General features: G+C 72.4%; 13 protein-coding genes and 3 pseudogenes. 7 read left to right on the top strand and 9 right to left on the bottom strand.

What is annotated here, in order from left to right:
• Positions 1–95 precede the first annotated feature (95 nt).
• Together ACP4J3_RS32570 and ACP4J3_RS32565 are read left to right on the top strand one after the other, a co-directional pair.
• Positions 96–1,079, top strand: a complete 984-nt coding sequence (locus ACP4J3_RS32570; protein ID WP_426539758.1) for an aldo/keto reductase — start codon at positions 96–98, stop codon at positions 1,077–1,079.
• A gap of 85 nt (positions 1,080–1,164) precedes the next feature.
• Positions 1,165–1,647 carry a DUF6328 family protein gene (locus ACP4J3_RS32565; RefSeq protein ID WP_426539756.1) on the top strand — a complete coding sequence of 161 codons (483 nt, stop codon included), beginning with the start codon at positions 1,165–1,167 and terminating at the stop codon, positions 1,645–1,647.
• A 22-nt stretch (positions 1,648–1,669) separates the two neighbouring features.
• Here the strand turns inward: ACP4J3_RS32565 and ACP4J3_RS32560 are convergent, their stop codons facing one another.
• Positions 1,670–2,704: a hypothetical protein gene (locus ACP4J3_RS32560; protein WP_426539754.1), complete on the bottom strand. Its 1,035-nt coding sequence runs from the start codon at positions 2,702–2,704 to the stop codon at positions 1,670–1,672.
• Between the two features lie 87 nt (positions 2,705–2,791).
• Positions 2,792–3,763, bottom strand: a complete 972-nt coding sequence (locus ACP4J3_RS32555; protein ID WP_426539752.1) for an LLM class F420-dependent oxidoreductase — start codon at positions 3,761–3,763, stop codon at positions 2,792–2,794.
• A 125-nt stretch (positions 3,764–3,888) separates the two neighbouring features.
• Here ACP4J3_RS32555 and ACP4J3_RS32550 point away from each other — a divergent pair, with 125 nt between their 5' ends.
• Entirely contained in the window at positions 3,889–5,325 is a 1,437-nt protein-coding gene (locus ACP4J3_RS32550; RefSeq protein WP_426539750.1) for a serine hydrolase domain-containing protein, read from the top strand.
• Here the strand turns inward: ACP4J3_RS32550 and ACP4J3_RS32545 are convergent, their stop codons facing one another.
• The 6 genes and pseudogenes from ACP4J3_RS32545 to ACP4J3_RS32520 form a co-directional block, all read right to left on the bottom strand.
• Positions 5,326–6,927: a serine/threonine protein kinase gene (locus tag ACP4J3_RS32545; RefSeq protein ID WP_426539748.1), complete on the bottom strand. Its 1,602-nt coding sequence runs from the start codon at positions 6,925–6,927 to the stop codon at positions 5,326–5,328.
• Between the two features lie 157 nt (positions 6,928–7,084).
• A complete protein-coding gene (locus ACP4J3_RS32540; protein WP_426539746.1) occupies positions 7,085–8,044 on the bottom strand; it encodes a threonine/serine dehydratase in 960 nt (319 codons plus the stop codon).
• A 126-nt stretch (positions 8,045–8,170) separates the two neighbouring features.
• Positions 8,171–9,012: pseudogene (locus ACP4J3_RS32535) on the bottom strand (polyprenyl synthetase family protein); the annotation flags it as partial.
• Between the two features lie 113 nt (positions 9,013–9,125).
• Positions 9,126–9,803, bottom strand: coding sequence for an AIM24 family protein (locus ACP4J3_RS32530; protein WP_426539744.1), 678 nt, complete (start codon positions 9,801–9,803; stop codon positions 9,126–9,128).
• Positions 9,804–9,868: 65 nt separating this feature from the next.
• Positions 9,869–11,230 carry a CAP domain-containing protein gene (locus tag ACP4J3_RS32525; protein ID WP_426539742.1) on the bottom strand — a complete coding sequence of 454 codons (1,362 nt, stop codon included), beginning with the start codon at positions 11,228–11,230 and terminating at the stop codon, positions 9,869–9,871.
• 79 nt (positions 11,231–11,309) lie between these two features.
• Positions 11,310–12,524 (bottom strand): serine hydrolase domain-containing protein, encoded by a 1,215-nt coding sequence (locus ACP4J3_RS32520; RefSeq protein ID WP_426539741.1) that lies wholly within the window; start codon positions 12,522–12,524, stop codon positions 11,310–11,312.
• 195 nt (positions 12,525–12,719) lie between these two features.
• On the opposite strand from ACP4J3_RS32520, the gene ACP4J3_RS32515 reads away from it, so the two are divergent.
• From ACP4J3_RS32515 to ACP4J3_RS32500, 4 genes and pseudogenes are all read left to right on the top strand, one after another.
• A complete protein-coding gene (locus ACP4J3_RS32515) occupies positions 12,720–13,898 on the top strand; it encodes an ROK family transcriptional regulator (RefSeq protein WP_426539740.1) in 1,179 nt (392 codons plus the stop codon).
• Between the two features lie 30 nt (positions 13,899–13,928).
• Positions 13,929–15,719, top strand: a complete 1,791-nt coding sequence (locus ACP4J3_RS32510) for an alpha-galactosidase D (protein ID WP_426539738.1) — start codon at positions 13,929–13,931, stop codon at positions 15,717–15,719.
• A 43-nt stretch (positions 15,720–15,762) separates the two neighbouring features.
• A pseudogene (locus ACP4J3_RS32505) lies at positions 15,763–17,987 on the top strand (glycosyl hydrolase family 95 catalytic domain-containing protein).
• The gene (locus ACP4J3_RS32500) at positions 17,984–19,180 is read left to right on the top strand and encodes an SGNH/GDSL hydrolase family protein (RefSeq protein WP_426539736.1); all 1,197 of its coding nucleotides are present in this window, start codon (positions 17,984–17,986) and stop codon (positions 19,178–19,180) included. Before ACP4J3_RS32505 ends, ACP4J3_RS32500 begins: the two are co-directional and overlap by 4 nt.
• A gap of 7 nt (positions 19,181–19,187) precedes the next feature.
• Here the strand turns inward: ACP4J3_RS32500 and ACP4J3_RS32495 are convergent.
• A pseudogene (locus ACP4J3_RS32495) lies at positions 19,188–21,339 on the bottom strand (AAA family ATPase).
• Positions 21,340–21,433 lie beyond the last annotated feature (94 nt).

The following is a 21,433-nucleotide window of genomic DNA, read 5'->3' as shown; positions in this document are numbered from 1 at the left end:
CCGAACGGATTCACTCGTGTGAGTGATGGATTCACAGGGAGCCCGAGCGGTGGGCCCGCTGCGCCCACGCGAATGACCAATGACAGACTGACGCCATGGACGAGCGTGTAATCGGTAGGTCGGGTCAGCGGGCATCCGTCGTCGGTCTCGGTACGTGGCAGCTTGGCGCCGACTGGGGAGACGTGGACGAAAAGGAAGCCCTTTCGGTACTGGACGCGGCGGTCGAGTCGGGGGTCACCTTCTTCGACACGGCCGATGTGTACGGCGACGGGCGCAGCGAGCAGACCATCGCCGGCTTCCTGCGGGGCAGGCCCGAGCTGGACATCTTCGTGGCGACCAAGATGGGCCGCCGCGTCGACCAGATCCCCGAGAACTACGTTCTCGACAACTTCCGCGCCTGGAACGACCGTTCGCGGCGCAACCTCGGCGTGGACCGCCTCGACCTGGTCCAGCTCCACTGCCCGCCGACGCCGGTCTACTCCACGGACGAGGTGTTCGACGCCCTGGACACCCTGGTCGAGGAGGAGCGCATCGCGCACTACGGCGTCAGCGTGGAGACCTGCGCCGAGGCGCTGACCGCGATCGCCCGGCCGGGCGTGGCCAGCGTACAGATCATCCTCAACCCGTTCCGCATGAAGCCCCTCCTGGAGGTGCTGCCCGCGGCCGAGGAGGCGGGCGTCGGCATCATCGCCCGCGTCCCGCTGGCCTCCGGCCTGCTGTCGGGCAAGTACACCAAGGACACCGTCTTCCCGGCGAACGACCACCGCACCTACAACCGGCACGGCGAGTCCTTCGACCAGGGCGAGACCTTCTCCGGCGTCGACTACGAGTCCGGAGTGGAGGCGGCCGTCGAGTTCGCCGCCCTCGCCCCGGAGGGCTTCACACCGGCCCAGCTCGCGCTGCGCTGGATCATCCAGCAGCCCGGCGTGACCACCGTGATCCCGGGCGCCCGCTCGCCCGAACAGGCCCGCGCCAACGCGGCCGCCGCGTCGCTGCCGGAGCTGTCCGAGGACACGCTCACCGCGATCCGGGACCTGTACGACCGGCGGATCAAGGAGCAGGTGGAAGGCCGCTGGTAGACGCGCACCCGCGCCGCGAGCGGTGGCCCTGCCGCTCACGAACCCCGCCGTTTGAGTGCTCCGCGGCGGGGTTACCTGTACCGGCATGACCGCACAGGCAAGGCGGCGGGGCCGCGACGAGACCGAGGAGGAGCGGGCCGACCGCATGTGGGGCGAACTCCTCCAAGAGGTCCGGGTGACCCAGATGGGCGTCCAGATCCTGTTCGGCTTCCTGCTCACCGTCGTGTTCACGGCGAAGTACGACACGCTCACCGACACGGACCAGACCATCTACATCGTGACGGTGGTACTGGGCGCCGCCGCCACCGGCGCGCTGATCGGCCCCGTGTCGCTGCACCGTCTGGTGTCCGGGCGGCGCATCAAGCCGCAGGCGGTGGCGTGGGCCTCCAAGATGACCTTCGTCGGCTTGTTCCTGCTGCTCGGCACCATGTCGGGCTCACTGCTGCTGATCCTGCGGGTCGCCACCCACGACTGGTTCGTGCCGCTGCTGGTCGCGGCCGTCGTCGTCTGGTACGTGCTGTGCTGGTTCCTGCTGCCCCTGTGGGCGCGCCACCGCGCGGTGGAATGAGCCCTCGACGCAGTGAGCGCGGCTAGCGCGTTTCGTCGGTGCCTCCCTGCGCGCCGCGCAGTGCCGTGATGCACGTGGAGATGGCCTGCTGGAGCTCCTCGAGCTGCTGGACCATGTCGTCCTCCACGAACTCCTGCACATCGTCGAAGGTCAGCTCCTCGAAGACCTTCGTCACCCGCTGCAGGCTGCTGTAGAACTTCGTCCGCCGCTCCCGCACCCGCAGTTCGGGGTCGGCCTCCACGGTCTCGGCGACGAGGGACTTCATGGTGTCGTAGGCCTCGCCCGCCCACTCGCCGGTGTCCTCGTCCTCCTCCAGCTCGTCGATCAGCGACAGATGCCGTTCCGCCTCCTGGCGCACCTCCACGGGCGCGTCGAGGGTCTGCCCGGCCGGGGTCCTGATCTGGCCGGACTCGGCGATCTGCCGGACGTAGCCGATCCGGTCGGCCGCCCGGTTCTGCGTGGCGACGGCCTTCTTCAGGTCGTCGGTGCGTACGACGTCCCGCGCCAGCTCGGCCTGGAGTTCGGGGTCCTCGCGGACCCGGTCCAGGAGCGCCTGGCGGGCCGCGCGGGCCGTCGAGGGGTCGGCGAGGATCGCGGCGCGCAGCGCGGTGGGGTTCTCGGCGACCTCCAGGGCCTTCGTCGGGCGGATGCCCTCGGCCTCGGCGGCCTCGGCGATGGCGGTGCCCCGCTCGGAGGTGGCGCTGTTGCGCGAGACGTAGTAGCCGAGCCACACATCGGCGTCCGGCAGCTCCACCTCCTGGCCCGGCGCCAGCGCCTCGAAGTGCGGGACGAGACCGTCGTCGGCGGCCCGGTCCCAGGCCTTGTAGTAGCGCATGACGCGCTCGGCGGAGCACCCGGCGAGCTCGGCGAACTCCTTCGCGGACACCTTCGGCGTCTCGCCCGCGCTCTGCCCGCCGGGGCGCACGCTGCGCGCCACCATCAGGCCGAAGGCCCACCCTCCGGTCCGCGCGTAGACCCCGAATTCCCGTGCGTCGCGGGCGACGAGGTCGGACAGGGGCACGGGGGACGGCTCGGACGGGACGATCGCCAGGCTCACGGATGACTCTCCTGTACAGGCTGTTCGGAAGGCAAAAGCGCCGACCGGCAGCCTATGGCACCCGCGAGCAGGGCTTGCGCGCCGCTGTCAGTCGAGCGCCTCCCGCAGCGCGGGCAGCAGCGTCTTCTCCGCCCAGTCGAGATACGGCAACTGCGCATCGCCCCCGATCTGCACGAGGGCGATCTCGGTGAACCCCGCCTCGGCGTACCGGCGGACGGCCTTGACGAACGCGTCGGGGTCGTCGCCGCAAGGGATCGAGTCGGCGACGTCGTCCCGGGTGACGAACCGGGTCGCCGATGCGAAGGAGTCCGGGTGCGGCAGCTCCGAGTTGACCTTCCAGCCACCGCCGAACCAGCGGAACTGGGAGTGGGCGCGCTCGATCGCGGCGTCCGGGTCCGGGTCGTGGCACACCGGGAGCTGCCCCACCCGCGGCTTGCCCTCGCCGCCGTGCCGGTCGAAGGCCTCCAGCAGGTCCGCCTCGGGCTCCGTGGCGATCACCAGGTCGCCGAGCCGGCCCGCGAGCGCGCAGGACTGCTCCCCGGAGACGGCGATCCCGATGGGCGGCGGCTCGTCCGGCAGGTCCCACAGGCGGGCCGACTCCACGTCGAAGTACGGGCCGTGATGGTTCACATGGCCGCCCCCGAAGAGCGCCCGGATGATCTCCACCGCCTCCTCGAGCATCTCGTGCCGCACATCCACTGACGGCCAACCGCCGCCCACCACATGCTCGTTGAGGTTCTCGCCCGAGCCGAGTCCCAGCCGGAACCGGCCCTCGGACAGCGACTGCATCGTGGCCGCCTTCTGTGCCACCACCGCCGGGTGATAGCGGACCGTCGGACACGTCACATAGGTCATCAGCGGAATCCGCGACGTGGCCTGGGCGGCCGCGCCCAGCACACTCCAGGCATACGGCGAGTGACCCTGCGAACGCAGCCACGGAAAGTAGTGGTCCGAGGTCACGGAGAAGTCGAACCCCGCCGCCTCGGCGCGGACCAGGTGGTCCACCAGCTCACGGGGGCCCGCCTGCTCGGTCATCATCGTGTATCCGATCTTCACCATGGGGCCCGAGTCCCCGGACAGCGGCGTCGAAAACGGGATTCATGGGGCACGGCGAGTGCCGTGGGTGCGGGGCCGGGCGTGGAATCGTCTCGATGACCGGCCGGGTGTCGGGAGAGGATGCCCGTATGCCTGTTCGTCCGCTGCCCTCGAGCACCCCCGCCGCCCAGGGCGTCGACGCCACCGGCGTCCTCGCCTTCCTCGACGCCGTCGACGCCGCCCCCGCGATCGAGCCGCACAGCCTGATGATCCTGCGCCACGGCCACCTGGTCGCCTCCGGCTGGTGGGCGCCGTACACCCCCGAACGCCCGCAGTTGCTCTACTCGATCAGCAAGAGCTTCACCGCGACCGCCGCAGGGATGGCCGCCGCCGAGGGGCTGATACGGCTGGACGACCCCGTGATCTCGTACTTTCCCGAGTTCGAGGCCCACATCACCGACCCGCGCAGCCGCGCGATGCTCGTGCGGCACGTGGCGTCCATGGCCAGCGGGCACGAGAGCGACACCGTCTCCGAGGCGCGGCGGCGCGACCGCGAGGACCTCGTGCGCGGCTTCCTCCTGGTGCCCCCGGACCGCGACCCGGGCACGGTCTTCGCCTACAACCAGCCCGCCACCTTCACGCTCTCCGCCATCGTGCAGCGCGTCAGCGGCCAGTCGCTGACCGAGTATCTGCGGCCGCGCCTGCTGGATCCGCTCGGCATCGGCGACATCGCCTGGCTGACGGACCGCAGCGGCCGGGAACTCGGCTTCAGCGGGCTGCACGCCACCACCGACGCGATCGCCAAGCTGGGCCAGCTCTATCTGCGCGGCGGGGTGTGGGAGGGCGAGCGGCTGCTGCCCGAGTGGTGGGTGGCCGAGGCCACGCGCCCGCAGATCCCGAACGAGGGTGTGATGCCCGGGGACGACTGGCAGCACGGCTACGGCTTCAAGTTCTGGATGTCGCGGCACGGCTATCGCGGCGACGGTGCCTTCGGCCAGTTCTGCGTCGTGCTGCCCGAGCACGACGCCGTGATCGCGACGACCGCGGACACCTGGGACATGCAGGCCCTGCTGAACCTGGTCTGGAAGCATCTGCTGCCCGCGTTCGGCCCCGCGCCCCGGACGGGCGGTGAGGCGGCGGACGCGGCGCTGGCGCGGCGGCTGGCCGGCCTGGCGCTGCCGCCCGCCGCCGGTGAGTCCGTGCCGCCGGGGCGGGCCGAGACCTGGTCCGCCGCCGCGTTCACCCCGGACGGCGGCGTCTGCGAGCCCCTGCCCAAGCTGACCGCGATCGACCTCGCCACGGACGGGGACGGCTGGGCGCTGACGCTCACCGAGGGCGGCCACCCGCTCGTGGTGCGGTTCGGGGACGCCGGATGGACCGTCACCGAGGAGCCGGTGCCCACCGCGGTGAGCGGCGGCTGGGCCGACGCCGACACCCTCGTCGTGGACGTCGCCTTCCTGGAGACCCCGCACCACCTGGACGTGACGTGCTCGCTCAAGGACCGGACGTTCACGGCCCGTTGGCGCACCGACCCGCTGCACGGCCTGCCCCTGCGGGCGATGCGCGCACCCCGTGCCTCGGGCTGATCAGCCCTCCGGCACCCGGAAGGTCCGCAGGAACACGTCCAGGGCCTCCCGGTTCTCCGGGTCGTCCCAGTCGTCCTCCGGCGTCGTCCAGCGCAGGGAGTAGCCACGGTGGTCGTCGATCAGGAACCCGCGGCCGAAGGTGCGCAGCCGGGTGCCGTCCCTCTCGGAGATCCACTCCATGTCGGCGGCCTTGTAACCCCGGTACGTCGTCGCCTCGATGTGGCCGATGCGCCGGAACCCGGACCGCTCCTCCAGGTCGGGCTGGACGTCGTCGCGCCACACGGCGACGGGATCCGGTCCCAGGGCCTCGCTGTAGGTGATCGCCAGCCTGCGCGGATCGCCGTCGGCACTGAAGAAGACGCGGTACGCCAGGTCTCCGGCCCGCTTGGTGTGCTGCGCCTTCCACCCTTCGGGCAGGGCGACGGAGAAGCCTTCCGGTGATCTGTACGTCCGGTAGCCGGGCGGCAGGGGCGTGCCCGAGGGGGATGCGGTGGGGGGCTTCGAGCCGGTCCCTTCCTGGGAGGGGGAGGGGCTGGGCGTGGTGGTGGGGGTGGGTGCCTGGCCGGTCGGCGACCCGGCGGAGGCGGACGCGCCGGGCGCCGAACCCGCCGACGCGGGGCCCGAGTCGTTCGACGCGCCGTTGGTCACCACCAGGACGGCGGCCGCCACGGTGACCACGGCCAGGGCCGTGCCGGCCACCATGGCCCGTCTGCTCCAGGTGGGCCCGACGGCGTATCGACGGCGCGGCCGTGGGTGCCCCATCGCCTGCGTGGCCGTCTCGGGGTCCTCGCTGAGGACCCGGACGAACGCGTCGCGGACCGCCGGCCGGCTCAGCCGCTCCCGGGAGTCCTTGCGCAGCAGCCCCTGCACCGCCTGGGTGAGCGGCCCGGCGCGCACCGGGGCGCGCAGCGGGAGCCGGTCGACCCCCTTCAACGTGGCCTCGGGCCGGTCCCGTTCGCGATACGGCGGGCGCCCCTCGACCATCGTGTAGAGGATCGCGCCGAGCGCCCACAGATCGGAGGCCGGCCCGATCCGCTCGTCGCGGGCCTGCTCCGGAGAGGCGTACGACGGCGCGGCGACGCGCGGCGCGAGGGTCGCGCCGGCCAGTCCGAAGCCGGTGACGACGACGGACCCGTCGCCGCCCACGAACACCTGCCCGGGGCTCAGTTCGCCGTGGGTGATGCCCGCGACATGCGCGGCCTCCAGCACGTCGAGCAGTTCGATACCGATGCGCGCGGCGCGCATGTGGTTGAACATGCCCTGCTGAAGGAGGAGTTCGCCCAAAGGCGTGCCGTCGATCCACTCGGTGACGATCCACAGGTTCCCGGACTCCTCGACGGCGTCCAGGACGGGGGCCACTTGGCCCGGGCGCAGCAGCCCCATCCGCTCGGAGGCGCGCAGGATGCGTGAGGTGGTCCGCCGCGCGGCGTCCGGGCACGGATCGTCGGGGAGGCCGATCTGGGTGAGGAGGCACGGGCGTTCGGTTTCCGTGTCCTCGCCGTAGTAGCCGACGCGGTTCGTCTCGCGCTGGACGACATCGACGAGCCGGTACCTTCCGGCGACCAACTCGGCTGTGGAGACGCGCGCCTTGACCATGGCCATCCCTCGCTGAACCCCGGGCTCTCATTTCTCACAGGAAGTACGGGAGGCATGACGGGAAGCGTTCAATGAATCCTCAACCAAAGGGCGCTTCTTTTCCTTTGCTTTCTGACGCGTGAGTAAGCATGTGAAAAGTCCAGGGAAATTGAGCCTGAATGAATCAGCGAAGGCCGAAATCGGCTGCCCAGCGCAGCACGTCCGAGGTCGTCGCGTTGCCCCCGCACACGACCAGCCCGAGCCGCGCACCGTCCCCGACCCGCTCCAGGACACGCCGGGCCGCGGGCAGCAGACAGCCGGCCGCGGGCTCGGTCCAGACCTTGGCGTGTTCGGCGAGATCGAGCACGCCCCGCACCGCTTCCCGGTCCGGGACCACGAGCACCTCGTCGACCAGGGCGGACACATGGTCGTACGTCAACTGCGACACGGCCGGTGCGCTGAGCGTGGACACGATCGACGACAGCGCCACGGGCACCGGACCGCCCTGCGCCAGTGCCCGGGACATGGCCTCGGCGCCCTCGGTCTCCACGCCCCAGATCCGCAGGCCGGGACGGCGGGCCCGCAGCGCCACCGCGACACCGGCGATGAGACCGCCGCCCCCGACGCTGACGATCACGTCGGTGAGGTCACCGGCGTCGTCGGCCAGCTCAAGACCGACGGTGCCCTGGCCGGCGATCACCAGGGGGTCGTCGAAGGGGTGGACGAGCGTCAGCCCCTCGTCCCGCAGTCGGGTGACGAGCGAGAACGCACCGTCCATGTCCTGCGTCAGCCGCACCGACGCCCCGGCGTCCTCGGCGATCCGGACGGCGTGCGCGGGCGCCGAGCGCGGCATGACCACGGTGGCCTTCACATCGAGGACGGCCGCCGTCATCGCCAGGGCGATGCCATGGTTGCCCCCGCTGACCGCCACGACCCCGGCGGCACGCTGGGCGTCGCTCATCGACAGCAGCTTCGCCGTCGCGCCGCGCGCCTTGAACGACCCGGTGCGTTGCAGGAGTTCGAGCTTCGCCGTGACCGGGACGCCGAGCAGGGCCGACAGGCCGGGGCTGGGTACGGTCGGGGTGTGCACCACGTGTCCGGCGATGAGGCCGGCCGCGGCTTCGACGTCCGAGATCCCGATCAAGGCAGTCACCTCTCCGGCGCGGGGCGGGGATCCGCGCCGCTTGGCACCCTGACGCGGGAGGCGCCGCCGGTCAACCCGGTTTCGCGACGGCGGCGACGGTCACCATCGCACGTGTGGCGCGCGCTCTCACAGCTCGCGCCGCACCAGGAGTCCAGCAGCGCCCGCAGTTCGCCGACAGGCCCCTCCCGCAGCGGCAGGTCCGCCAGGGCCGCGTCCACGGCGGCGACACGACGCCGGGCCGCCATGAGCGCGGCCGAGCGACCACCGGCCTCCTCGACCACCTCGCCGGGGTCGGCGGCCGACTCCAGGAGCGCGGGGAGCGGACCCGCGGCGGGGGAGTCGAGCGCGGCGAGCACCGGGAACGTCTTCTTGCGCTCCCGCAGATCGCCGTGGACCGGCTTGCCCGTGACGGCGGGGTCGCCCCAGATGCCCAGCAGATCGTCCACCACCTGAAAGGCGATACCCCGATGCCGGCCGGCACGGTCGAGCGCGGCGACCGTCGCGGGCGGCGCACCGCCGAGCAGGGCGCCCAGCGCGGCGGCACAGCCCGGCAGGGCGCCCGTCTTGTGCTCGGCCATCGCCCGGTACTCGCCCGTCCGCACCCGCTCCGGTCCCTGCCAGGGACGCGTGGCGAACAGCAGGTCGTCGGCCTGCCCGCGCACCAGGTCCCGCAAGGCCGCGGACAGCAGCCGCACAGCCCGGGGCCCCGCCCGTGCCGCAGCGAGCGTCTCGACGGCCGGCACGAACAGGGCGCCCCCCGCGAGCACGGCGGGCCCGGTGCCGTACGCCTTCCACACCGTGGGGCGGCGGCGCCGTGCCTCGTCGCCGCCCATGATGTCGTCGTGCAGCAGCGAGAAGGCGTGCACCAGCTCCACCGCGACCGCGCCGGGCACCGCGACCCGCCCGGGCGCACCGGTCGCTTCGGCACCGAGCACGGCCAGCGCTTGCCGTACGCCCTTCCCGCTCGTTGAAAACCAGCCCTGGCCGAAACGGGCGGCCAGGGCTTCACCTGTTGTCGATCAAGACGTCGGCAGGGCCGACGGGGTTGCCCGCGAGGGGCAGATCACCTCATGAGGTCGGTTCAGTGCTGCTGCGGCTTCTGCGGTGTCGCCTCGCTCGGCCGTACGACGACATGGCCCTGACCCTGCAGCATCAACTGTACGGCCTCCCCGGAACCGCCGCGCAGCATCGAGCCCAGCGACTGCGAGCGATGCAGCGAGGTCTGCAGCCCGGCCGTCCAGCCGACCACCGCGTCCGTGTCGACGTACACCGGGTACTGCTGCGAGACCGGGATGACCAGCGGATCGCCGTCGCAGATCAGCCCGAGCCTGCCCTGACCCGTGAAGACGCTGTTGAACAGGCCGCCGCCGGTGATGCCCGCGCCCTTCACCGTCGCTATGCGGTAGGACAGCGACGCGTCGAAACACAGGACGTTGCGGCCGTTGACCGTGAACTCGTCGCCGGGGTCGACTTCGACGATGAAGCAGTTCTGCGCCTCGTGCGCGAACCAGGCCTCGCCCTGCCCGCGCACCGCCATCAGCGGCAGCCCCTCACCGGTCATGGCCCGCTTGAGCATGCCGCCCACGCCCTGGCCCTTGCGCTCGAACTGGAGGTTGCCGCGGTAGGCGATCATCGCGCCCTGCCGGGCGTGCATCTCGCCGTTCACCGCGTACTTGACGCACTTGGAGTTCTCGATCGTCATGCCCGGCGCCGTGGCGGGCTGGACCATGTGCTCGCTGGAAAAGAGGTCACCCTTCATGCGGGCATCCTGTCCCGGACGGTCCCGTTCCGCCTAGCGCACGGCGTGTCGTCCTTCCCGGGACCTCATGCGCCGAAGAGCTGCGTCCAGTACGTGCCCGCCGGGCCGCCGCCCGCGAAGCCGATGCCTATGTGGGTGAAGTCGCGCTTGAGGATGTTGGCGCGGTGTCCCGGGCTGTTCATCCAGCCCTCCACGACCTCGGCGGGGGAGCGCTGGCCGCACGCGATGTTCTCGCCGATCGAGCGCATACGGGAGCCCGCGGCGGCCGCCCGGTCCCAGGGCTGGGTCCCCTCGGGCGAGGTGTGCGAGTAGAAGGCGCGGGCCGCCATGTCGGCGCTGTAAGTCTGCGCGGCGGTGGTGAGCGCGGGATCTGCGGCCAGCGGGCGCAGCCCGGCCCGGGTCCGCTCCAGGTTGGTGAGGTCGACGACCTCGGCCGCGGTGCGGCTCAGGTCGCCCGGCGTGAGCGGCCTGGCCCACAGCGCCGTCCAGTAGGTGTCGCCCGTGCGGCCGCCGCCCACGTACGCCACGGCCGTGTGGGTGAAGGCCGGGTCGTGCAGGGTGCGGCGGGGGCGTTCGGTGCGCAGGCAGTACGCGACGAACTCGGCGGGTGTGCGGGGACCGGAGACCAGGTGCTCGCCGACGGTGAGATACGCGTACCCGGCGGCGCTGATGCGCTGGTACACGGAGACGCCGTCGCGGCCCTCGACGTCGAGCCGGCCCGCCGCGGCCATGACTGAGGCGTGGGCCCGGGCGGCGGAGGCCAGGCGGGCGTCCAGGGTGACGGGCGGGGAACCGGCGCTCGTGCGGGCGGAGTTGACCAGGCCGAGGAAGCCGTCGGGGTCGGGGGAGGGGGAGTGCGCGGTGGTGAAGCCGGACAGGGTGTGCATCGCCGGCCGTGCGGTCGGCGTGGGTGGAGCGGGCGTCCGCCGGGCCGCAGAAGGCGTCGCGTCCTCGACGACGTCCACCCCGAAGTCGCGGGCGAGCCCCGCCAGCCCGTCCGCGTAGCCCTGCCCGATCGCCCGCACCTTCCAGCCGCTGCCGCGCCGGTAGAGCTCGGCGAGCAGCAGCACCGTCTCCTGCCGCGGGCGCGGCGGGGCGAACCGGGCGAGCGGGCGGCCGCCCGGGCCGGTGACCTGGAGCACCGGGGCGGGCAGCGTGCCCAGGGGAGTGCCGGGGTCGGCCGGGCTGACGACGACCGTGACCCGGCTCGCCCCGGCGCGCAGCCGCGGTGGATCGACGGTCAGGGTGTCGCCGTGGAGCCGGGCGCCCGGCGCGGAGGGCTGGTTGTAGAACACGAAGTCGGCGTCGCCCCCGACCTTGCCGCTGTCGTCGGTGATGAGGGCGGACACGTCGAAGGGGCCGGGCACCCGGACGGTCACGCTGCCGCCCGGGAGGGGCAGATTGCCCCCGGGAACCAACTCGCTCATCGTGCCGTCCTGGTGGGTGGTTCGAGATCCGGTGGAGCTGTCCGGACAACGTCCGCCGGATCTCGCGGGTTCCCGCCCGTCAGGCGCCCTCGGCCGCATTGCGCTCGACGCGCTCGGCACGATGCCGCGGCTTGGCCTTCTTGCCGCAGAACGCCGACTCCAGCGCGCCCCCCATCGACTTGAGGATCGTGCCGTTGTTGGAGGCGTTGGCGAGCGCCGCCAGGCTGCGCCTGCCGTCCTTGGACGCGAACGCGTAGGTGTAGTAGCCCTGGACGGCGCCCGTGTGGCCGTAGACCGAGACACCGCACGACAGCTCGCGCCGCCGCAGCCCGAGCCCGTACGACTGCTTGCCGCCCGCCGGCACCCACCGCTGCATCTGGGCGAGCTGGGCCCGCGAGGTCAGCTTGCCGCCGAGCAGTGCCGACAGGAAGGTGTTGAGGTCCTTCGTGGTGGAGATGACCGCGCCCGCGCTCTGCGCCCACGACACCGTCTGCTCGGTGGCGTCGACGAGCGCCGCGCCGGCCGCGTCCGGGGTGAGATAGCCGCGGGCGTGCCGGCCGGGGATCTTGGTGCGGGGGTGCACGTAGAAGGTGTTGCGCAGGCGCAGCGGCTCGATGATCCGGTCACGGTACTCGGCCCGTACGGAGCGCCCGGTCAGCTTCTCGATGAGCATGCCGGCGACCACGAAGTTGGTGTTGGAGTAGGAGTACGCGCCGCCGGGCTTGGTGGTGCGCGGCTTGCTCAGGGACCGCTTCACGAGCTGGCGGTAGGTGAAGACCTTGGTGCGGACCGCCTCGAAGCCGGGAACCGTCCGCGCGAACATGGCGTTGGTGTAGTCGTACAGGCCGCTGCGGTGGCTGAGCACATGCCGCACCGTGATGCGGCTGTCGGGCAGCAGCCCCGGCAGATAGCGGTTGACCGGCGCGTCCAGGTTCAGCTTCCTCTCGTCGGCCAGTTGCAGCAGGACCACGGCCGAGAAGATCTTGGTGACGCTGCCGATGCGGAACCGGTCGGCGTTGCCGATGGCCCGCCCGGTCCTGCGGTCGGCGACCCCCAGGGCGGCCCAGTGGGTCCTGGCGCCGTCGTCGACCCGCGCGATCGCGCCGGGCGCCCCCTGCTTGCGGACCGTGCGCAGGACGTCCCACACCCCCGCGATGTCCGGGGCGGGGAGGGCTTCGGCCCTGGCGGCCACCGTCGTGGCGCCGGGTTCCGCGGACACGGCGTGGGCGGGTGCCGCCAGGAGCGACACCAGTGCCGCCACCGCCGTACCTCTGACCACCGCTGCTGAGACCATCCGGCTTCCTCCCGTTTCTGTCGATGGGGCGCACATGCGAGAACGATCACCTTCGTTCCGGGCAACCTTCTCGCATCCCGTCACATCGCCACGGACGACGCACAGTTGGACAGCCAGGGATCACCGGGTGGGAGTCCTTCGGCGAATCCCGCTTCTTTCATTGACGGTGGAAAATAAGGGCTCTAGGTTCCGGGCATGTCCTCGATCCACCGCGCCGAGACGTTCCCGGCGAACACGCCGGCCGCCTCGCAGATCTTCACCACGGTCCTGAGCCACGGGCCGCTCACCCGCCTGGAGGTGGCCCGGCGGGCGGGACTGTCCCCGGCCGCCGTCACCAAGGCGGTACGGCCCCTCATCGAGGCCGGCTATCTGGTGGAGGACGCGGACGAGCCGGCCCGCCCCGCACTCGGCCGACCGGCCAACCCGGTGCGGGTCGACGGGGGACGGGCGCTGTTCATCGGTGTCAAGGTGACCGGCGACGAGATCATCGCCGTGCTCACGGACCTGTGCTGCCGTATCCGCCTCGCCCGCCACGCCCCGCTCCCGGACCGGGATCCCAAGGGCGTGCTGACCTCGGTCGCCGAGCTGACGGGCGAACTGCTCGCGGAGGCGGGCGACTTGGGCGTCCCGGTCCTCGGACTCGGCATCGCCGTCTCCGGAGACGTGGACCGCGGCGCCGGAGTCGTCCGCTACTCACCGTTCCTCCGGTGGCGGGACGTGCCCCTCGCCGAACTCGCCGCCGCGACCACCGGGCTGCCGGTCACCGTCGACAACGACGTGCGCGCCCTCACCGTCGCCGAGCAGTGGTTCGGCGCCGGCGTCGGGCTGTCCGACTTCGCCGTGGTGACCGTCGGCGCCGGCATCGGCTGCGGCCTCGTCGTGCACGGCCGGGTGGTCGCCGGTGCGCACGGCGTGGCCGGGGAGATCGGGCATGTGACCGTCGACCCGGCAGGACCGCCCTGCCACTGCGGCAACCGCGGCTGCGTGGAGGCCATCGCGGGGGACGCCGCGATCGTCCGGCGCATCCGCGAGACCACCGGCGTCGAGGTCGCCGACACCGCCGAGGCCGTGAAACTGGCCCACCGGGGCAACACCGGGGCGCGCGAGGCCTACGCCCGCGCGGGTGAGGCGATCGGCCGGGGCATCGCCACCGTGGCCAACCTGCTCGGCCCCGAGCGGGTGATCATCTCCGGCGAGGGCCTCGCCGCCCACGACCTGTTCGCCGAACAGATCCGCGACGCCTTCGCCGCGGCCGCGTTCGGCTCCGCCGCCCAGTGCGACGTACAGACCCGCCCGCTGCCCTTCGAGGAGTGGGCGCGCGGGGCCGCGGCCACCGCGATCCAGTCCTTCATCAGAGCCGACGACCAGCGGTAGCGCCGCTGACCGACCCAGGAGGTACGACCCATGCGGTCATCCTCGTACTCCGTCCTGCCCGCACGCGCCCTGAGAGCCGTGGTGGTCGTGGCCCTCACCGCCGGTGTCACCGCCGCCGTCCCCGCCGAGACCACCACGCCCGTCCCTGTGGCCGCAAAGCCCTACATGGGCTGGACGAGCTGGACGATGCAGTCGTCGAAGTACCCGGGCCTCAACCCGAAGGGCGACTACAGCTACCTGTCCGAGGCGAACGTCGCCAAGCAGACCGACGCCATGGCCGCCAAGCTGAAGAAGTACGGCTACGAGTACATCAACATCGACGCCGGCTGGTGGACGGACTGGAACTGGACGCCGCGGTACGACGAATACGGCCGACAGCAGGCCGACCCCGAGCGCTTCCCGAGCGGCATGAAGGCCGTCGCCGACCGCATCCACGCCAAGGGCCTCAAGGCCGGCATCTACCTCCCGGTCGGCCTGGAGAAGGGTGCGTACCGCGACGGCAGGACGCCGATCAGGAACGCACCGGGGTGCGCGACCGCCGACATCGTCCACGACGACCTGCGCACCACCAACGGCTGGGACTCCGCCTACAAGATCGACTTCTCCGACCCCTGCGCGCAGAAGTACATCGACTCCCAGGCACAGATGTTCGCCGACTGGGGCTACGACTTCCTGAAGCTCGACGGCGTCGGCCCCGGCTCGTCCAAGACCGGCGACAACTACGACAACGTCGCCGACGTCGCCGCCTGGCAGAAGGCCATCAAGACCGCCGGCCGCCCCATCCACCTGGAGCTGTCCTGGTCCCTGGACTACGGGCACGTCGCGGACTGGAAGAAGTACTCCAACGGCTGGCGCATCGACACCGACGTCGAGTGCTACTGCAACACGCTTGTCTCCTGGGAGAACTCGGTCGACGACCGCTGGGACGACGCCCCCGCCTGGACCGAACACGCCGGCCCCGGCGGCTGGAACGACCTCGACTCCCTCAACGTCGGCAACGGCGAGATGGACGGCCTGACCAAGGCCGAACAGCAGAGCTACGCCACGCTCTGGGCGATCGCCAAGTCCCCGCTGTTCACCGGCGACGACCTCACCCGGCTCGACTCCTACGGCCTGAAGCTGCTCACCGACCGCGAGGTCATCGCGATCAACCAGGGCGGCGCCCCGCCCGCCGAGCCCGTCACCGCCTCCGACCCGCAGCAGGTGTGGGCCGCCGAGAACCCCGACGGCACCTACACCGTGGCCCTGTTCAACCTCTCCGACGCGCCGGCCGCGGTGACCGCGCACTGGTCCACCCTCGGCTTCAAGGGCAGGGCATCGGTGCGCGACGTGTGGAACAAGGAGAACCTCGGCAGCCACACCGGCGGCATCACCCAGGCGCTTCCCGCGCACGGCTCCCGGCTGTTCACCGTCACCCCGCGCGGCACGGACCTCGCCTGGACCGCCCACGAGGCCGAGGCGGGCACCAACACCCTCGGCGGCAACGCCTCCGTCGCCGACTGCTCCGCCTGCTCCGACGGACGCAAGGTCGGCAACCTCTACGGGGGCGGCAAGGTCACCGTGAACGACGTCGTGGTGCCCAAGGCCGGCGTCTACCAGATCAAGGTCGCCTACGTCAGCGGCGACTCCCGCTCGGTCCTCGTCTCGGCCAACTCGGGCGGCGCCACCTCGCACGAGTTCGCGTCCACCGGGGACTGGAGGACCGTCAACAGCGTTCACGTGCCGGTCAAGCTCAAGGCCGGAACAAACACGATCACGTTCGACAGCGGGACCGGCTACGCGCCGGACATCGACCGGATCGACGTACCGAAGTCCCTCTGACCTCCCCTCGCCGGGCCCCGGCCCGGACGTACCCGGAGCCGCCATGAACGCCGGACCGAAAGAGCCCAGCAGAAGAACCGTCCTGTCCGCCGCCACCACCGCGGGCCTCACCGCCGCCCTCGCCACCCTGCCCGCCTTCACCGCCTCCGCCGCGCCCGCCCGCCCCACCGACGCCCCGCTGCCCACCGGCTCCGCCCGCCACCGACTGTGGTGGCGGGCCCCCGGCGACGAGGGCTCGCTCATCGAACAGGGCCTGCCCGTCGGCAACGGCCGCATCGGCGCCCTCGCGAGCAACGACCCCGGCCGCGAACTGCTGCTCATCAGCGACGCCACCCTGTGGACCGGCGGCCTCAACGACACCCTGGACCAGGACGGCCAGTTCCCCTACGGCCGCTCCGACTTCGGCTCCTTCACGCTGCTCGCCAGGCTCACCGTCGACAGCCCCGACCACGACCTCGGCGCCGTCCACGGCTACCGCCGCACCCTCGACCTCGCCCAGGGCCTGGTCACCAGCTCCTACGTCCGCTCCGGCGTCACCTACCGGCGCGAGATGTACGCCAGCCACCCCGACGACGTCATCGTCCTGTACTTCACCCAGAGCGGCGGCGGCCGCTACACCGGCACCATCACCCTGACCGGCACCCACGGCGAGACCCCCACCGCCGCAGAGTCCTTCGGCGCGACCCTCCCCAACGGCCTGCGCTACGGCGCCGCCTTCAAGGCCCGCGGCAGCGGCGGCAAGGTCACCGTCCACGGCACCCGCATCGACTTCTCCGGCTGCAAGGACCTCACCGTGGTCGTCGGCGCCGGCACCGACTACGCGCCCGACGCCGCGGCCGGCTTCCGTGACCCCTCCCTCGACCCCGAGCGACTGGCCCGTACGAAGGTCCACGCCGCCGCCGCGGAATCGGCCGACGCCCTGCGGCGCACCCACGTCGCCGACTACCGCACCCTGTACGGGCGACTCGACCTCTCCCTCGGCACGTCCACCGACGCGCAGCGCGCGCTGGACACCTGGGAGCGACTGCACGCCCGCAGCCGCGATCCGGAACCCGACCCCGAACTGGAGGCGTCCTACCTCCAGTTCGGCCGCTACCTCATGATCTGCGGCTCCCGCGACAGCCTGCCGGTGGCCCTCCAGGGCCTGTGGCTGGACGGCAACGACCCGGACTGGATGGGCGACTACCACACCGACGTCAACATCCAGATGAACTACTGGATGGCCGACCGCACCGGCCTGTCCCCGTGCTTCGACGCCTTCGCGGACTACTGCCTCGCCCAGCTCCCGTCCTGGACCGACGTCACCCGCCGCCTGTTCAACGACCCGCCCAACCGCTTTTGCAACTCCTCCGGCGAGAACGCCGGCTGGGCCGTCGCCTTCTCCACCAACCCCTACGGCGGCAGCGGCTGGTGGTGGCATCCGGCGGGCAACGCCTGGCTGTGCACCACCTTGTGGGAGCACACGGCCCACAGGACACCAAGGGCATCACCTATGCTCAGGAAGTCGTGTGGACGCTGTTCGGGAACTACTGCACCGCGGCCGCCGAGCTGCGCACCGACACCGCCTACGCGGACACGATCGCCGCACTGCGCAGAAAGCTGTACCTGCCGCAGGTCAGCCCCACGACCGGCCGGCTGGAGGAGTGGATGTCGCCGGACGACCTGGGGGAGACCACGCACCGCCACCTGTCCCCGCTGATCAACCTGTTCCCCGGCGACCGCATCCGCCCCGACGGCTCCACCCCTGCCGACATCGTGGCCGGCGCCACCGCCCTGCTCACCGCCCGTGGCATGGAGAGCTTCGGCTGGGCCAACGCCTGGCGCAGCCTGTGCTGGGCCCGCCTGAAGAACGTGGACAACGCCTACCAGCTCATCGTCAAAAGCCTCCGCCCCTCGACCGACGGCAGCAACGGCACGGCACCCAACCTCTTCGACATCTACGAGGCGGAACGCGGCCGGGGCATCTTCCAGATCGACGCCAACTTCGGCACCCCGGCGGCGATGGTGGAGATGCTGCTGTACTCCCGGCCGGGACACATCGAGCTCCTTCCCGCCCTCCCCGACGCCTGGGCCGCGACCGGCTTCGTCCGGGGCGTGCCCGCACGGGGCGGCTTCGAGGTCGACCTGCGCTGGCGTGACGGGAGGCCGACCGAGGCCCGGATCCGCAGCGTCGGCGGCCGCACCACGACGGTCGCGTACGGCGCGGGGTCCCGCACCGTCACCCTGCGGCCCGGCGCCTCCGCCACGCTGAAGGACTTCCCCCGGTGAGGGCCGCCGCGCTGCCGTCGGCCGCCCTCCTCCTGCTGACGGTCGTCGCCTGCCAGCCCGCGCCCGCCGAGGCCACCGGCGACGCCGACGGCGTCGTCACCTGGGCGGCCAGTGCCGACCGCATGACCGAAGGCGTCGCGGGCCGCAGCTACCGGCTCGTCGTGCACACCAGCGTCGGCGGCACCGGCGTGCGGATCCGCCTCTCCAACGCCTTCGGCGACCGGCCGCTGACCCTGGACAGCGTCTACGCGGGCCTCCAGAAGCAGGGCGCCGAACTGCGCCCGGGCAGCAACCGGCGGCTGGCCTTCGGCGGAGAGCCCTCGGTCACCGTGCCGGCGGGCCACACCGTGTGGAGCGACCCGCTGCCCGGCCGACTGCCCGCGGCCGTCAACCTCGTCGTCAGCCTGCACAGCCCGGACGCGGGCGGCCCGGCCAGCGGCCACTGGATGGCCATGCAGACGTCGTACGCCGCCCAGGGCGACCACACCGCCGAGGAGAGCGGCACCGCCTGGACCATCCCGACCGGATCCTGGTTCTACCTCGACGCCGTCGCCGTGCACGCCGCCAAGGGCACCGGAGCCGTGGTCGCGCTCGGCGACTCCATCACGGACGGCTGGCAGTCCACCACCGACCTGAACCGCCGCTGGCCCGACTATCTGGCCCGCCGCCTGCAAAGGGCCGACACCGCGGTGAAGGGCGTCGCCAACGAGGGGATCTCGGGGAACAAGGTCCTCGCCGACGGGCCCGGCCAGAGCGCGCTGAACCGGCTGGAGCGCGATGTGCTGTCCCAGCCGGGCGTACGGACCGTGTTCCTCTTCCAGGGCGTGAACGACATCAAGGCCCACACCGGTGTCACCGCCGACGACCTGATCGAGGGTTACCGCGAGATCATCGACCGGGCGCACGCGGCCGGCAAGTGCGTCGTCGGCGCGACCGTCGGCCCCTTCAAGGGCTGGCACGAATGGGACCCGGCCGCCGAGGCGGTACGCCAGGAGGTCAACGAGTTCATCCGCACCGGCGGCGAGTTCGACGCCGTCACCGACTTCGACCGCGTCCTGCGCAGCCCCTACGACCGGGCGAGGATGCTTCCCGCCCTCGACGGCGGCGACCACATACACCCCAACGACAAGGGCATGCAGGCGATGGCCGACGCCGTCGACCTGACCTCCCTCGACTGCGAGGCCACGGGGTGACAGGGCGTCAGCCCACCGTCTCCCCGCGGCTGACCAGCCCCTCCCGATAGGCGATCGCCACCGCCTCCGTACGGCTCGCCGCGCCCAGCTTGGCGAGGATGTTGGAGACATGGACGCTCGCCGTCTTGCCGCTGATGTACAGCTCCTCGCCGATCTGCCGGTTGCTGCGGCCGAGGGAGAGGAGCCGCAGGACGTCCTGCTCACGGGCCGTCAGCGCGGAGGACCGCTCGGCGCCGCCCCCGCCGAGCCGGCCCGGCGGATCAGGGCGTCCACCCGCTCCAGCAGCGGCGTGGCGCCGAGCCGCGCCGCGGTCTCCCGGGCGGCCCGGGCCTCGGTGGCCGCGGCCTCCCGGTCGTCCGCCGCCAGCAGGGCCTCGGCGTGGCGCAGTCGGCAGCGAGCCCGCTCGTAGTCGTCACCGTAGTCGAACGCGGCCACCGCCATCGCCCACGCGGCCGCGTCCGGCCCGGCGACGGCCCGCGCCCACTCCGCCTCCGCGCGGGCCAGCCACGCCATGCCCTCCGGGCCCTGCGCGGTGCCGTTCGCCCCGCGCGCGGTCGTGGCCCGCGCCCGCTCCACCAGCTCGGTCGCCGTGTCCGCCCAGCCGCGTGCCCCCGCCTCGTCACCGGCCAGGCGCAGCTCGGCGGCCCGGTCGGCGACCGCGGACAGCGCGAGGGCGGCGAGCCGCACGGTGGCGTCCGGCGGCGTCCCCGCGTCGTCGCTGAGGGCCGCGACGGTGGACCGCATCCGCTCCACGGCCGCCTCCGCGTCCCCGCGCAGCGCGGCGGCGTCGGTGAGCGCGATGCCCGCGACCAGCGTGCCCATCCAGTCGAACGGCCCCTGAAGCAGGGCACGGGCCCGCTCGGCCGCCCGGAAGTCACCGCGTGAGAGCGCCACATACAGGGCCGGACCGACCGTGTACCCGCCCGCCGCGGGCAGCACCTCGGCGTCGGATGCGGCGGCGCTCAGGCACTCGTCCCAGCGGCCCAGCGTGTACAGCACAAGCTGTTGCAGATACCGCATCCACAGCGGATACGGCGACGACAGCAACCCCGCACGCCGGGCGCGCTCCAGCCCCTCAGCCAGCCAGGGCAGACACTCCTGGAGCTCACCGGACTCGAAGGAGCCGACGGCGAGGTTGAACAGGGCGCGCATCTCCACCGGCGCGTTGCCCGAACGCCGCGCCAACTCCCGGGCCTCGCACAGCCGTTCCCGCCCCTGCTGCGTATGCCGGCCGCCGCCCTCGAGCGCGGCCAGCGAGATCAGCAGGTCCGCCCGGGCGTCGGTCGCCTGCAACTGCTCGGCGACGCGCAGGGCCTCGCGGGCGACCCGCAGCGCGGTCTCGTTCTCCCCGACCTGGCGTGCCGCGAGGACATGCGTGGCCGCCGCCCACACCCACGTCCGCGACGGAGGCTCGGCCGGGATCAGGGCGAGCGCCTCGCTGCTGTAGGCGGCCCGCACCACCCTCGCCACCTCGGCATCGGCCAAGGGCCGCAGCTCCAGCCGCTCGACGGCGGGCAGCCGTACCAGCTCGGCGAGCAGCGGCCGATGGGGGTGCCCCCACGCCGTTCAGGCAGTGGGGGAGGATGACGCCGATGCAGATCGTCGGCGCGGTACGACGCCAGCACGGCCAGCCTGCGCGCGGGCGCCCCCGCGGCCGTCCGCTGCAGGATCCCGCGACTGAGCAGGAACCGCAGCAGATCCCGCGACGACTGGTCGGCCCAGTGCAGATCCTCCAGGACGAGCAGCACCGGCGCGATGTCGCAGAGGTCGGCCAGCAGCCCCGCGATGCCCTCGAACAACCGCAGCCGGTCGCTCACGGCATCCGTCCCACCGCCCAGCAGCCCGCCGACGACAGGATGGGCCCCGAGCACCTCCGCGAACCGCCCGTCACCGGCGAGCACCCCGAGGACCTCGGTGAACGGCAGATACGGCAGCCCCACATCGCCGAGGTCGACACAGTGCCCGGTCAGCACCGTCATCCCGGCCGCCGACGCCCGCCCGGCGACCTCGTCGAGCACCCGGGTCTTGCCGACCCCGACGTCCCCGGCGATCAGAACGGCCCGGGCGTCACCGTTCCGGGCACGCTCCAGCACCCCGGAGAGCCGAGCGAGTTCGAGGTCCCGCCCGATGAGCGGAGTACTGAAGGAAGCGCGCGACATGGGAACATCCTGTCACTGTGCCGACCTCAGGGGCGCGGGGCTGTATCAATGTGCGGCTCCGCCGCGTGGGCGCGATCAACCCCCACGACCCGCA

This window comes from Streptomyces sp. UG1 (genome assembly GCF_049974585.1).
Taxonomy (GTDB): Bacteria; Actinomycetota; Actinomycetes; order Streptomycetales; family Streptomycetaceae; genus Streptomyces.
This window is presented reverse-complemented; position numbering and strand designations above follow the sequence as displayed.